Annotated in this window: 11 protein-coding genes, 3 pseudogenes and 1 riboswitch; of the genes and pseudogenes, 3 read left to right on the top strand and 11 right to left on the bottom strand. The window is 36.7% G+C overall.

Translation table 11 applies throughout. The annotated features are described in order from the left end of the window. Positions 1-5 precede the first annotated feature (5 nt). The 3 genes from ACUL40_RS07995 to ACUL40_RS08005 all read right to left on the bottom strand — a co-directional run bounded on the left by ACUL40_RS07995 (position 6) and on the right by ACUL40_RS08005 (position 1,776). Entirely contained in the window at positions 6-443 is a 438-nt protein-coding gene (locus tag ACUL40_RS07995) for an ArsI/CadI family heavy metal resistance metalloenzyme (RefSeq protein WP_001271013.1), read from the bottom strand. Positions 444-503: 60 nt separating this feature from the next. Beyond that, the gene (gene arsR / locus ACUL40_RS08000) at positions 504-809 is read right to left on the bottom strand and encodes an arsenical resistance operon transcriptional regulator ArsR (RefSeq protein ID WP_002026021.1); all 306 of its coding nucleotides are present in this window, start codon (positions 807-809) and stop codon (positions 504-506) included. A gap of 457 nt (positions 810-1,266) precedes the next feature. After that, on the bottom strand, positions 1,267-1,776 hold the full coding sequence (locus ACUL40_RS08005; protein WP_074047913.1) for a DinB family protein: 510 nt from the start codon (positions 1,774-1,776) through the stop codon (positions 1,267-1,269). Positions 1,777-2,128: 352 nt separating this feature from the next. Between ACUL40_RS08005 and ACUL40_RS08010 the strand changes: the two genes are divergently transcribed. Continuing rightward, entirely contained in the window at positions 2,129-2,674 is a 546-nt protein-coding gene (locus ACUL40_RS08010) for a dihydrofolate reductase family protein (protein ID WP_000529756.1), read from the top strand. Positions 2,675-2,902: 228 nt separating this feature from the next. On the opposite strand, the gene ACUL40_RS08015 is transcribed toward ACUL40_RS08010, so the two are convergent. The 3 genes from ACUL40_RS08015 to ACUL40_RS08025 form a co-directional block, all read right to left on the bottom strand. Further along, a complete protein-coding gene (locus tag ACUL40_RS08015) occupies positions 2,903-4,759 on the bottom strand; it encodes an alpha/beta fold hydrolase (protein ID WP_445422830.1) in 1,857 nt (618 codons plus the stop codon). A 58-nt stretch (positions 4,760-4,817) separates the two neighbouring features. Continuing rightward, on the bottom strand, positions 4,818-5,384 hold the full coding sequence (locus ACUL40_RS08020; RefSeq protein WP_001072312.1) for a TetR/AcrR family transcriptional regulator: 567 nt from the start codon (positions 5,382-5,384) through the stop codon (positions 4,818-4,820). 319 nt (positions 5,385-5,703) lie between these two features. After that, on the bottom strand, positions 5,704-6,468 hold the full coding sequence (locus ACUL40_RS08025) for an SDR family oxidoreductase (protein ID WP_139245426.1): 765 nt from the start codon (positions 6,466-6,468) through the stop codon (positions 5,704-5,706). Positions 6,469-6,636: 168 nt separating this feature from the next. Here ACUL40_RS08025 and ACUL40_RS08030 point away from each other — a divergent pair, with 168 nt between their 5' ends. After that, positions 6,637-7,077, top strand: coding sequence for an Lrp/AsnC family transcriptional regulator (locus tag ACUL40_RS08030; protein WP_074047909.1), 441 nt, complete (start codon positions 6,637-6,639; stop codon positions 7,075-7,077). Positions 7,078-7,142: 65 nt separating this feature from the next. Here the strand turns inward: ACUL40_RS08030 and ACUL40_RS08035 are convergent, their stop codons facing one another. From ACUL40_RS08035 to ACUL40_RS08050, 4 genes and pseudogenes are all read right to left on the bottom strand, one after another. After that, entirely contained in the window at positions 7,143-8,348 is a 1,206-nt protein-coding gene (locus tag ACUL40_RS08035) for a M20 family metallopeptidase (RefSeq protein WP_074047908.1), read from the bottom strand. A gap of 88 nt (positions 8,349-8,436) precedes the next feature. After that, a riboswitch (SAM riboswitch) is annotated at positions 8,437-8,538 on the bottom strand. Positions 8,539-8,614: 76 nt separating this feature from the next. After that, positions 8,615-9,142 (bottom strand): annotated as a pseudogene (locus tag ACUL40_RS08040) (AAA domain-containing protein); the annotation flags it as partial. Between the two features lie 143 nt (positions 9,143-9,285). Beyond that, positions 9,286-10,416, bottom strand: coding sequence for an RNA-guided endonuclease InsQ/TnpB family protein (locus ACUL40_RS08045; protein ID WP_000599325.1), 1,131 nt, complete (start codon positions 10,414-10,416; stop codon positions 9,286-9,288). A gap of 641 nt (positions 10,417-11,057) precedes the next feature. After that, a pseudogene (locus tag ACUL40_RS08050) lies at positions 11,058-12,839 on the bottom strand (AAA domain-containing protein); the annotation flags it as partial. 111 nt (positions 12,840-12,950) lie between these two features. Between ACUL40_RS08050 and ACUL40_RS08055 the strand changes: the two are divergent. After that, positions 12,951-13,343 (top strand): VOC family protein, encoded by a 393-nt coding sequence (locus ACUL40_RS08055; protein WP_001145268.1) that lies wholly within the window; start codon positions 12,951-12,953, stop codon positions 13,341-13,343. Positions 13,344-13,694: 351 nt separating this feature from the next. Here ACUL40_RS08055 and ACUL40_RS08060 read toward each other — a convergent pair. Further along, positions 13,695-13,877: pseudogene (locus ACUL40_RS08060) on the bottom strand (hypothetical protein); the annotation flags it as partial. Positions 13,878-14,005: the final 128 nt, after the last annotated feature.

A 14,005-nucleotide genomic window follows, 5' to 3' on the forward strand; every position in this document is an offset into this window, starting at 1 on the left:
TCCTATTAACAACAAGAATTTTTAGCTACCTCATTTGAAGTCGCGCAACAAGATGACTCTTCAATTTTGTGAACATTACTATCTGCTTTCGTATAAAAGAATTCCCACTCATTCCCATCTGGATCTGTTACCCAAAACTTATCTTGCACTGCATAGCAACAAGTCGTATCCATCTCATCACGCGCGAAGAAACCTTCTTTTTCTAATCGTTCTTTATGCAATGTAATTTCTTCAGCTGTATCCACTTGGAAACCAAAATGATTTACCTGATTTCCCTTCACTTCATCTCGCACGTTCAGCGTAAAATTAAGTCCTGGCGTCTCTAATAAAAATTTTGCATAATCTGTTTTCACTTTAACTGGTGAAACACCAAATACCTTTTCATAAAATTCAATAGACTTCTCTAAATTCGTAACGTTTATACCGACGTGAACATATCTCATACCTTATTCCTCCTTTTTATATATCATTAATCAATTTTTTTTGATTAATAACTCAAAATTTTAACAGCAACTACCTTTCCCTGTTTTTCTAAAGATACAGCACAATTCTTCTGATAATAAATTATTCACTTCCGCATCATTTAAATCATAATAACTCCACGTACCTTTTGTTTCTTTTACAATCAAACCTGCATCTAATAAAATTTTTAAATGATATGATAATTTAGATTGCGTCATTTCAAAAACTTCTGTTAAATCACATACACACGTCTGTCCTCGCTGGCAAAGTTCATACATGATTTCTAAACGTTTCTGATCCGCCAACGCTTTAAACTTTTTCTCATAGAGCTGAAAATTTTGTGCCACTGTAGTTCACTTCCCTTCATCAACTTTTTTTGATGTTTATAGTATATACGTAGATGAGTTCTATATGCAACTTATTAATCAAGTTTTTTTGATTTATCTAAAAAACTTCCTCGCATCATATCTTTGTTACAATTAAAAAAGACCATAACCTTTTCAAAAATGAAAAACTATGGTTCTTTTTACAACTTAATAGTTACAATATTTCCGAGAAATGGAGTCTCTATAACTATTTTAAATTTTAATTTGATCATTATAGAGTAGTGCCCCATCACCCTCAATCTAAGAAAAACAAATACCCCAAAATGAGAAAAATCGATATGCTCTTGTTTTTGGTGCATATTCATAAAAATAGTCTAAATCCTTAAGTTGATGGTTGTGGGGCGGGCCCCCCATAAGAACGGTATCTAAAAGATTGTATGATAGGTGTTAGTTCCATTCCAATGGCCTCAGCCGGCGATTAACTCAAATACCGATTTCGGATGACCGCCATGTGATGAAGTTCGTGTCCTGCGACGCCGTATGCGAGGGCGCGCGCCGTAATGCTTAGGTTGTTGGCTGTGCCCTTGCGGGTCCACGCCTCCGCTGGTAGCCCGCGCAACAATGTAAGCGTTGATTGCCGTACGGCCCGGTAGTCTTCGGCCAATTGCGCGGTTGTCCAGCTTCCGAAAGGAGGTATGAATAATTCCTGATCGAAACCGGTCAGAGGCGTCTGGTCCCCTCTTGCGAACCGGAGCAGGCGGTAGGTCATGACGCGTTCCGCGTCTGTAATGTGGCCCACGACTTCTTTCAGCGTCCATTTTCCTTCCGCATACCGATATGTGGCCTGGCTTTCGGTCAACGATGCCAGGAGCTCTGTCATTTGCTTTTCCTGGGCGAGCAGAATGTCGATGATGTTACCGTCCGGCACCAAACGGATATATTCGCCGGAGCTTCCGGCGTATTCTTCTTCTGACGGTCTTTGATTCATGCGTAGTCACCTCTTATATGTAGATATAGAAAATTATAGCACTCGTCTATGTCTAATAAATTCGCGAAATGATAGAACTTTCCTTCTAATAATTGAGGATAAGCAACTATTTAGTTGGTCGGTCTCCACACTATCCTGATTCGTTAGCACAATAAGCAATGCTAATCAATAATGCATAAAAATTAGAAGTTATACAATATTTCAAAGTTATTAATATATATTGAGTTATTCCGAAACATATATTAATACATTTTGTCGAAACTATTAAAAAGGGAGAATTTCTCTAGCTGGAGAATTAATAATTGTGTTACCAATATGTAAAAATCTCAATTTAAAATTAAAGGAGAATAAAATGGGACAAATAATTGTATCGATGTACCTCTCACTAGATGGTGTCATGGAGGAACCAGCTTGGACTGCTCCATATTTCAATGAAGAAGTAGCAAAGTTTCAATCCGATTTACTGTTTGAAAGTGAAGCTCTTCTACTAGGGCGAGTAACCTATCAAGGTTTTGCAGCTGCCTGGCCTTCTATGACTGATGAAGAAGGTTTTGCTGATAAGATGAACAGCATGCCTAAATTTGTTGCTTCAACAACTTTAGAAAAAACCGAATGGAATGCAAATCTTATCAAGGGTAATATTGTAGAAGAAATATCGAAATTGAAGGAACAGCCCGGTCAGAACCTTTTAATTTATGGTAGTGGTGAGCTTATCCAAACATTGATGCAACACGACCTCATTGATGAATATCATTTTATGGTCAATCCTGTTATCGTGGGAAGCGGAAAGCATCTCTTTAAAACCGGAAACGATACAAAGGCTTTAAAACTGATCGAAACAAGAACGACCAGTTCAGGTGTCGTTATTCTTTCCTATCAGCCGGAGAAAAAAGAATAATTATTGATAAATTATATAATCAAAAAAAGATTGACTCTTTCAGATCAGGAAAAGTTAAAAATAACTTCCAATAACGAGAATAATGTAAATAAGCTGTCCATGTAGACAGCTTATTGTTTTTTTGCTTAGCGTGCAAAATTCGCGTCTTGTTCGCGGGACTCCAAACAGTACGATTTTATTTCAAAGACACAACGATCTTACTACACACTTTTTATTTATCCTACACTCTCATTTGCTAGTATTACTATTTTTTATTACTAATGTTGCCGTTTCACTCGGGTGGCTAAGAGGAAAATGATGGCCATATGGAACAAAATCAACCTTACCAAGATGCGATGGAGCAGAATAGGCTCTGTCATAATCCCCCCAAATAATGTGAAGATTATACTTTGTTACTTCATTGAAATCACCTTGATCGTTTTTCAGTAGTAAACTGTTAAGCTGAACCGTAGTATTTAAAATTCTAGGAGAAGTAAAACTTTTACTTATCTTTTCAATATAATGTTCAGGGATGCTCTCCGTACTTTCAAACAAACCATTACTTAATAAATAACGCCCTATCAAATTAGTAGTTGCTAATTTTAATGTCCATTTGTTCATAACTTGAGGAACATTTAGCGATTTAGCATTTTTTTTAGCAACAGGTGGCTGAAGTAAAGTGATTGAATACTTCTTATCTATGTACTCTTGTACCAATGCTTCCAGAAGAATAAACGCACCGAATGAATGTCCAATTAGATGCGCACCATTCGTAGCTTTCTCCAATAACTTTTTCACTACATTCAAATAGATATCTAGAAGATTTTTCTCTTGTTTAAAAGGAGACCGTCCCAAACCTGGAAGATCCAAGATCCATACAGGTTGACCAGTTTTTTCATGAAGCCCTTGCGCTAAAGGAAATAAATCCTCTCCATCACTCAATAAACCATGTAATAAAATAAACGGTTTACCCTTTCCTTGTAATTGGTAAAGGGTAGTGTTATCGCATAATGTTCGTTTAAATAAATGATTATGCCGGCCATTTTGATACATTATTCGATAATCCAGATCAGCTACTACGGCAGGGAAAAATTTCATTACACTCGTCTTCTTAAACCAATCTCCTCCCATAATTTTTTTCGCTGAAACATTTGAAAATTTTTGTTTTGTAATAAAATTCAGTCCATCAGAAGGAATTTTTGTTATTTTACTTCCTCCACTATTCATAATTGCTTTCATAAATGGCATTGGAACAGAAATTTTTGGTGCCCTCATATTCATACTTTCCGACATAATACTTAATAATTCAGCAATGTTTTGATCGTGCTGTTTGTCTTCAACAAGTGTATATGTTTGAATAGTCGGTTGCTCCAATCTGAAAACCTGCACAATAAACTTCGCAAGCTCATCGTTTGAAATAAGTGGTAACCTATATCCCTTACCTCCAGGAATCACTGGCATGAGCCCTCTTCGCATACTCATCACAAGCAAACCTAATCCTGCTATCTGCTCTGTACTCCCTGTTTTACTACTACCGACTACAGTTGGCGGATTAATTACAGAAAGCGGATAACCTACTGCTGATGCCTGCTGACGGATATAAAGATCTGCTAAAAATTTTGTTCTCTCATATGGATTTTTTATTTTCAAATAATTGTTTCCTTCTTTAAACACATCAATTGCAATCTTGCTATTTTTATCATCAAAGGGACTCATATAACCTACAACATGAATAAATTGTTGCAAACCCTTCAATTGATGAATACTTTCAGCTAATTCACTAATATGTTTGGCACCATTTAAAAATACGGAAGCTGCCTCTTTACTTGTCGCTTGAATATCCATGGGGCCTCCTGCGTGAATAATCACATCCGTTTTCAATACCCTCTCCTTATCTTCAGCACTTAGACCTAAATCTATTTTCGTCAAATCACCTTCAATAAAGTGCATAACTTCCTTTTTTAAGATGCCTCTTTCTTGAAAAAGGCGTGTTGCTTTATTTTTCGACCTCACTAAAAGAAGAATTTTAACATCCTCTTTGGCTAATTCTTTTACTAATTGTTTTCCAATAAAGCCTGTTCCACCAGTTAAAAATACTGTTCTCATATAAAATCCCCCTTTTAGTACTACTTAGTACTAATTTGATGTAAAAAAAATGCTTCTTTTATCGAAGCAATTTTAAAAAATGATCTGCTGTTTTCGTGATTACAGTTGCATCCTTCAATGTTTCTGAAATAAATAACGCTCCTTCAAGATTTGTAATAAAAAGTGATGCAACCTCATCAATATTAATCGTATTTCTGAATTCTCCATTCTCTACCCCTTGTTTAAGTAATAGAGAAACTTTCTTTTGTAATCCTGTAAAAAAAAGACCTATTTTTTCTTTTATTTGCGTGGCCTGTTTAGGACTTTGAATATAAAGAGTAATAAATGGACAGCTCCCCTTATACTCCCTCGACTGAACTCCTTGTGATAATTGCTTTAAAAACAGTTGGATACGATCTTCAACTAAAAATTGGTTCTGAGAAAGTATGTCATCAATTGCAGATTGATACATTTCAATCCAATAATCAACGACCCCTTCTAATAATACTTCCTTATTAGAAAAATGATAATACACATTAGACTTTGAAACTTTGCTTACACGTACTAATTCATCCATACTTGTATAAGCAAACCCTTTTTCTAAAAATAATGTTGCAGCTACCTCAATCACACGTTTTTGATTCATTAATTTTATCTTTGTCATAACTAGAACTATATAGTACTAGTTTAAATATTGCAAGTATTTATGTTAATTTTTAAAAAAGTTCCACTAACATTGATTTTACTGCAAAAAATCTTATTTTGAATAAAGTTGAACTGAACCCCGAAATTGTTCATTCACTATCGTCTAATCGGGGGCACCATACATACCCGTCAACTTAAGAAAAAGAAATGCCCCCTGATTCAAGTTGCCTAGCGAAAAAATCACGTTTTAATAGACTTCTTTAGTATGCCTATCTTTCTATAAATTACTAGATTAGCTTGATGGCTATGGAGTAGTGACCCTATAAACAAAACCCACCAGAAACATCTAAAATCTGCCCCGTTACCCAGCGGCTATCAGAAGAAGCAAGGAATGCTACTGCATCTGCAATATCTTCAACTTGCCCTATTCGTCCGAACACAGATGAGTTGGTAGCAAAATTTCGTATTTCCAGATCATCTAGCAATTTTGCATTGATATCTGTCTTCGTATATCCAGGCATAATTGTATTCACTGTTATACCTCTTTCTCCAAGATGTTTAGCTAGAGGCAGTGTCATCGTATTAAGCGCACCTTTACTTAAGCCGTATGCAATTGAGCCTGTAAAACCAAGTCGTACTTCAGCTGATGAAATGTTAATAATGCGACCCTCTGCTCGTATTAATGGTAATGTTTGCTGGATTAAAAAGAATGGTGCTTTCATATTTACAGACATAATTTCATCAAAAACTTCTTCTGTCGTATTTTCAATCGTTCCTTGTGTACCTATCCCTGCATTGTTTACTAAAATATCAATCTCTGATGTACCAACTTTTATTTGTAATTCATGCTTTAACTGTTCTACTAGCTTTTTGACACCATCAATTGAATTGAGTTCAGCTTCAATTAAGAACGCTTTTCCTCCATTAGATTCAATCTCACTAATCGTTTCATCTGCAGCTGTTTTATTTCGACCGTAGTGAATCGCAACTAATGCACCGTCGTTTGCCAATCTCATCGCAATCGCACGACCAATTCCTCGACTCGCCCCTGTTACTAACGCTACTTTTCCATCAAGATTCTTCATTTTTTCCATCCTTCCTAAATTTCCGTTTGATAAAAACCTATACTTATATTTTCATACAAACACCAATTATTTTAAATATAGATTTATAGGTAATTCAGTTCGGTCGCTTATGATATTATAATTATAATTCGTAATTTACTTTAGAAAACAAAATAAGGAGGCTACACAATGCAAAACGCTGTAAAACTGGATGAAATTGACCATAAAATAATGCACTTGTTGTATGAAAATGCGAGAATTTCTGTTTCAGAAATAGGAAGAATTATATCCATGACGCAGCCTGCTGTAAAGGAGCGTATGAATAAACTTGAAGATCAAGGAGTTATAGCGGCTTACCGAACGAAATTTGAACCTTCTAAAATTAATAAAAACATTCAAGCATTCATCATGTTTAAAACGAGCCAATGCTCTGATTTTATCCAATATTGTAATGCCGCTCCTGAAGTAACTGATTTATATCGAATTAGTGGGGAATTTAATTATATGATGAAGGTCATGAGCGATTCGATGGATTCTCTCGCTGCATTTTTAGACTCTTTAATGCAATTCGGCTTATCGTCTCCTTTAATTGTTTTAAAGAGTGAGTTTGAGGAGAAATTGTCATTCTAATAAAGTGATAGGCACCAGCTTTCCAAAAAAGAAAAAGGAGTGGATCATCCACTCCTTTTAACCACCTACCCCTGATTCCTCTGCGCCTCTCTAAACTCCTCCTTCACCTTCTCTAACAACCCTTCTTCCGTAATTAATCGATACGCCGTATTTGCTAATGCTTTTGCCGATGTAATTAATGCTTTATCTCCAAGTTCTGAACGTGCTGCTTCTCTAAATTCATTCGTATGTGCAATTAAATCATCTGGTCCGATTTTAATGTACGGATGAATTGTCGGTACGACTTGACTTACGTTTCCTGCGTCGGTTGAACCGATTCCTACTCTTTCTTTACGATTTACATCTTCACCTAATAGTTCTAGTTCTTCCGCTACAATATCGTTATATGTTTTTGTTACGAGTAATTCATCGATTTCATTTTGGAATTGATGGATTTTTACTTTCGCACCTGTTGCTAACGCTGCTCCCTCAGCAATGTTTCTTACTTTTTCTGTTACTTCCGCGCATCTTTTTCGCGTTGCTGCACGGATGAAAAACCTAGCCGCGGCATAGTCAGGAATAATGTTAGGTGCTTTTCCTCCTTCTGTAATGACGCCATGAATTCTCACGTCTGACGGAAGTTGTTGGCGAAGTGCATTAATACCGTTATAGAGCTGAATAACCGCATCTAATGCGTTAATCCCTTCTTCTGGCGAAGCTGCAGCGTGAGCTGTTTTTCCGTAAAAATGAAAATCAAGTGGATCGACTGCTAGTGAAGGACTCGTTGTTGCTGTCTTTCCGCTCGGATGAATCATAAGCGCTGCATCAATATTTTTAAATAAGCCTGCCTTTACATAACTCGATTTTGCGCTACCGTTCGGTCCTCCTTCTTCAGCTGGTGTTCCGAAAACGACAACTTCCCCGCCAATTTCTTCAAGCGTTTCTGATAATGCGATCGCTGCTGCAACGCTAATTGTGCCAATTAAATTGTGACCACACGCATGGCCAAGTCCTGGTAAAGCGTCATACTCAGCTAAAAATGCGATTGCTGGTCCTTGTTTTCCAGAGCTTTTTCGCGCGATAAATCCCGTTTCATGTCCAGCTATATTGTGCTGCAACTGAAACCCTGCACTACCTAGTAATAAACTTAACGTTCTTGATGCGTAAAACTCTTGGTTTCCAATCTCCGGATTCGCATGAATATCATGACTTGTTTCTATGTACTTTTCCTTATTTCTTTCGATACTCTCTTCAATTGTTTTTCTTTGTGACGCTACTCCTGTCGCTCCCATTTTTCTTCCTCCTTTTATTTTCACGTAAAAAAGCCTCTTTCTAAAAGATAGAAAGAGGCTTCTGTATATACAATCAAAATGAGCTTCTTTCTTATCTTTCAAGTTACCTTGCTGGAATTGGCACAGTATTCATAACGAATCCGCTGCCGAGGTATCATAGGGCCAGTCCCTCCACCTCTCGTGATAAGAATTTTCATAAAATTACATTAAATTATTTTTTATTCTAAGTTCATTCCAAGTAAAAGTCAAGGAATTCCTATCCGAATTTACCGAATATCTAAAAATCCTTTTAATACACCAATTGTTTCTGGTGCTTGCAGTCTTGCACATACGTACGGAAATTCCGTGCTACCTTCAAATATCATTTGAGATGTGAGCGGTGCGCCTGCCCAGAAGATTTCATCATCAATTACGATAAACGGGAATGCTTTATTTTGTCTTTGTAACTTTACATTTTTCAGTGGAACTGGTCCATCACTATAAACTATTATCTGTGCATTTGTACGCATTAACGCTTGCCATACTCGCTTATCCACTTGTTTTGTACTTGGAAGTGAAATAATAATTTTTCGTTTTGCGGCTAAAATATCTTTTAATAGCCCTTTCGGCTCTTCAAGATTCATTTCCATAAACCAGCGTAAACGTTTCGAAATTTTCCGTTCCCACAATTGTCTTGATGTCGTGCGATCATACACATCTCCGTGACGTTCTATATGAGCTGTTAATTGTGATAACGCTTGTTTTCTCGATAAATTTTTGCGCATGTAGTGGCAATCTGATAATTGAATGAACTTCCGATACGATAAACTTAACTAAATCTATACAATTCAATCAAATTTACACGAGTTAGTGCTTCATCGTGTTCTCGCAACCCCGAAGGGACGAGGGGTATAACACTCCACACGAGGCAGTATCGTTACCTCCTATTATCAAGCATTTATTTTACCCATCTTGATAAATTTATCGCAGCATTTACATCCCTATCGTGATGGCTATTGCATGAAGCACAACGCCATTCACGAATCTTTAAACTCCACTGTCCTTCTGGTTGAACTGAATGGTCGTATTTTACGCCGCAACATGAGCAAATCTTGCTTGAGGCGAACCATTTATCAGCTTTTACATACGCAATGCCGTACTTCTCGCACTTGTATGACAAACATTGAAAGAAGAAGTTTAATTTTTGAAATGAAAATGCTTTCGATAGCTTTTTGTTTTTTAACAGGTTTGAGATAGATAAGTCTTCCACAACAATCCTCATTGGTTTGGTTTTCACCAATTTAGCTGTTGCTTGATGGATATGGTTATTTCGGATATTCGTAATTTTCCTAGATAACCGCAGGTGCTCAGCTTTCGCTTTTTCATAGCCGGCAGATTGAATTTTTACACCTTTTTTAAATCGCCTAGACATATCTCTTTGTGCTGACTTTTTCCTTTTCAAAAGCTTTTTAACCTTGGCATCTTTGTTTATATTTCGTTCTTTCATACCATTAGAAGCTACAAACAACTCTTTTAACCCAACATCCACACCAATCAACTCGTTCGTTAGTTCTTGGAATTCAAAGTCTTCTTGGAATCCTACACTAATCCACCAGTGACGACCATCAAAGGTAACTCTTGGATTGGATGGTTTTTTGTTTCTTGGTAGTTGTTGGCTTGTTTTCACTTCTCCAATAGACTGAATATGAACGACTTTCTTTCCTATAATCAGTCTTTCATAATTGGCATAAAATCCTTGGATTAAATCTTTTTTGGATTTATAAGAAGTGTGAGAACCATTTTTGTACTTTTTGAACGAATTTTTTCTCGCCGTATCAAAATCTTTTGAAGCCTGTTTGGGAACTTGTGCATTAATGTCTTTTAACCACTCATATCTCTTTCGCTTCTTGATCTTTGTAAATCGTTTCTGTAAAGCTAACTGTGAAACAGATTTTCCAAATAGCTTATAGTATCTATCACTCATTCTTTTACAATAGTTATAAGCAAATCTTGCAGCACCAGCATGGTTTCTAAGCACTTTTTCTTGTTCAGGCGTTGGAATCAGTCTAACTTTCTTCGCCAATATCATCAGAATGTAACTCCTTTAATGAAAGATTTGTTCTTCTGAATCGTAGCGTGTTCCACCAGCATTCTCCTGAGACTACCAGGATACAAACCTGTTAATTCCGATACTTGACTAACTCGTGAAAATTTCATTATTATTCTCACCTCATTGAACCTATCGCAGCACGTACGTTCGATGAATTCAATGAAGTTTGATAGATTCAATAAAATTTATCTTGTTCAACTAGGGCCGCAATTCCTTAGCCAGTTCTCTTATGAACTTCTCATGTTTTCACATGAGCGCAGACTATATGTTTATCTACTTAGAGATAGAGGATTTTTCCACCACCATAGGCTTGTGATGTACTCTCGCCAGTTATACGAGATAGTCGTTGAACGTTCATCTTATCACTTTTGACTTAGATGATTCGAGGCGGAAGACCCATTGTTCTAGTGTTTAGGATTTAACCTTGCACCATCTGATTGATTTTTTCTGCTTTCGCGACATTCACGCTCGCTATTTCTAGCCACGTTGTAGTTCAATCAGCTTTAGGGATTGCCCGCAGTTAACCCTCACTACTAGCCAATCACTTGACTAGCAGGGCTTACTGATATATTTAATTAACTTTCGTTATAATTGGTTAAATAAATCGTAACAGTTAGTTACCCTCTCGCTCTCGTCACTGCTACATTGACGAGGCGATGGTTTTTGTGATCAAAGAATAATACACCAGGTCGTTCTTGCGGATAACTATCCACCGTATCAAAAATCATCATATCTCTTTCAGAACCTTGGAACTTATGAACTGTCGCCGCTAAAACTGGTATGTTTTGATATTTCGTTCTCTGCAACATTTCTCTAATACACGTCGATAAAAAGCGTGACTGCGCCCTGTAAGGTGTCACAATACCAATTGATTGAACACCGTCTAACAATCCGATTAACATCATTTGCATTGCTACTAAACCAGACATAATGTTAAAACGTGAACCAGAAGCAGCATCTTTTAACGAAAAAGCTCCCATTTGGCTCGTATCAAATAAAACACTCGCTTCATTTGCAAACGGCTGCAATTGCGCAAGTTCTTTACGCTCTGAAACAGACGGATGATCGTATACTCTATTTTTATAAATAAACGAATTCGTAAACTTCGATATATCCGCATGCATACGTCTTTGTTCCTGCAACATAAATAGGTTTGGGTGTGCTTCTGATTTATTAACAGACTCCACAATCCCAGCATGGTAAAACATATCTTCCCCAAGCCATTTGCGAACGAGTTCATGATTTGCCATCGCAATTGGAGGTAACTGTAAAAAGTCACCGCAAACGACGATACGTTTTCCAAGTGAAGCAGCTAATGCAATTTGCGGAACGAACGCCATACTCACCTCATCTACGACAACTAAATCAAATGTACGCTCATAAATTAGCGCATCAATGGCACATTTCGATAAAGTTGCGCCGATTACTTTTGCATTTTCAATATATTCTTTTTCTACTTCTTTAATTTTAGCCTTTTGCTTTCGAAGATCACTTTCAATCTCCTGCATACGCTTCTTATCAGAGGACGTTGCCTTATACGATAAGATTTTTTCACGAAGCTCTTGGCGTGTCTCTTCTAAATAGAGTCTTTCCTCACCCCATGATTCGTTCGTCGTTTCAACTAACTTAGATGCAAGTAACGTTTCATGATTTCGTATATGTTCATGTTGACTATAACCGTAACGAACAATTTCGCCAGGCGTCCATTTCTTTTTCTTCTCAATTTGCTTCGTTACTTCACTCATTAATACGTCTACTGCCGCATTACTATGAGCTAACACAAGTACCGATTTTCCTTTTTGATAATGGGCCGAAATAATACGTGATAAATTGTAAGACTTCCCTGTTCCCGGCGGTCCCCATACGTACGTTGTCGGATTATAAAACGCGCGATATGCCAGTTCATTTTTTGGATTTTTCATCTTCTCAATATGTTTCGGGCTGCTCGTCCCATCAACAAGACGCTTTATACGATTACGTTTCAGCTTATCTTTACGCGCTTCTTTCAATCGCTCTTGCAGTTGCTCTAAAAGTTGCCACGGTTCACTGTATAAAACCGCTTCTCTTATTTCACCTTGTATATAATCATTTAATTTCAGTTCTATTTCTAATCCATGTACAGATAATACTTCTCCTGTCGCTTCCTCACCATCGAACTCAATTCGAATCGGTGAACCTTCAGGTAAGCTTACTTCCGAAATAAGCTGAAATACGTATACTGTACTTTCATAATCTGTATATAAAAAACGACCATTCATGATAGAAATTTTACTACCACCTATCGTTTTCCAATGTTTAATTTCATATGCTAATGCATAATGCCACTCTTTCATCGTTTCCGATAATGAAGGAGTTTGAGTAGTTGTATTCATCGTATAATCTCCTTCCTTCTCCCCAAACATACTTTCTCACTATACCATATAACACGCTAAAATTTGTAAGGTTTTTATCTTGCTTATTTTCTTAATTTTCAATAATATATTGTATATAATTTTCAGAAAGAAGGAATCTACATGCCAGTTAGAAGAATAGAACACGTTGGACTTATGGTTGCAAACTTAGAAGCATCTATCTCATTTTATGAAGAAGTAGTCGGCTTACAGCTCCTTAAACGTATGGGGCACCCGAACCCAGACTTAAAACTCGCTTTTTTAGGTGTGGAAGAATCGAAGGAAACGATACTCGAACTCATTGAAGGTTATAACTCTTCTCTTCCGGCAGAAGGAAAAGTACATCACATTTGCTTTAAGGTAGATTCATTAGAGGATGAAATTGAAAGAATACAAAAACACGGCGTAACCTTTTTACTAGGAGAAGAAATCGAAACATTACCAGATGGAACACGTTACATATTCTTCGCTGGCCCTGATGGAGAGTGGATTGAGTTTTTTGAGACGGAGAGATAAAGTGAAACTTTAGTCAGCCCACAATAAACGGGATAATAACTTTATGATTCACATAAGGAGTAGAAACTGATGAATACAGTTTTTATTATCGTTTTTTGGGTACTTATACTATTTCCACTTCTTAATATAATTCTGATAAAGAAGTGGAATATAAGTCCCATTGATCTCATGGGGGTATTTGGCAATTTAAAAATGCTGTTTACTTATAGCACTTTTACGAATGCAAAAATAGCCAAAATACGCAAGCAGTTTCGCATAAAAACTTGCATATTTTAGGCTGTTTAATTGTACTCCTTATTTTGTTAAAGTTACCCGTCAGTTCAATTCCAAAGACCTCATGTGATGAAGTTCGTGTTCTGTATCCGCTACACTATCTGTAGCAACAGTTGCTATCTCATTTTCTTCAATACTTGACATTGCTCGATTTATAGCCTGTTCTAGCTTTACGTTCTTCTTGTTCATAGCTGTTACTAAGCGTTCTATAGTTGCTACATCTTTATGATAAAAAATTCTAGAATTATTATTGCTACATTCTTTCATTTTATTAATTAGTATGATATACCATCACAGCACCAGAAAGACTAATATAAGCTAGTATCATCCATACGTTATCATTTCTAATCTATCCTGTTTAGAAATGATAACGTTTTTTTGTACTTAAA

The organism is Bacillus sp. KNSH39 (assembly GCF_052656585.1).

Bases quoted from the DNA above. Each gene is read 5' to 3' on its own strand.
- ACUL40_RS08015 (WP_445422830.1), bottom strand. From the start codon at position 4,759: ATGAGAACAGTATTTTTAACTGGTGGAACAGGCTTTATTGGAAAACAA.
- ACUL40_RS08010 (WP_000529756.1), top strand. From the start codon at position 2,129: ATGGGACAAATAATTGTATCGATGTACCTCTCACTAGATGGTGTCATG.
- ACUL40_RS07995 (WP_001271013.1), bottom strand. From the start codon at position 443: ATGAGATATGTTCACGTCGGTATAAACGTTACGAATTTAGAGAAGTCT.
- ACUL40_RS08035 (WP_074047908.1), bottom strand. From the start codon at position 8,348: ATGGGAGCGACAGGAGTAGCGTCACAAAGAAAAACAATTGAAGAGAGT.
- ACUL40_RS08055 (WP_001145268.1), top strand. From the start codon at position 12,951: ATGCCAGTTAGAAGAATAGAACACGTTGGACTTATGGTTGCAAACTTA.
- ACUL40_RS08020 (WP_001072312.1), bottom strand. From the start codon at position 5,384: ATGAATCAAAAACGTGTGATTGAGGTAGCTGCAACATTATTTTTAGAA.
- ACUL40_RS08025 (WP_139245426.1), bottom strand. From the start codon at position 6,468: ATGAAGAATCTTGATGGAAAAGTAGCGTTAGTAACAGGGGCGAGTCGA.
- ACUL40_RS08045 (WP_000599325.1), bottom strand. From the start codon at position 10,416: ATGATATTGGCGAAGAAAGTTAGACTGATTCCAACGCCTGAACAAGAA.
- ACUL40_RS08030 (WP_074047909.1), top strand. From the start codon at position 6,637: ATGCAAAACGCTGTAAAACTGGATGAAATTGACCATAAAATAATGCAC.
- ACUL40_RS08005 (WP_074047913.1), bottom strand. From the start codon at position 1,776: ATGAATCAAAGACCGTCAGAAGAAGAATACGCCGGAAGCTCCGGCGAA.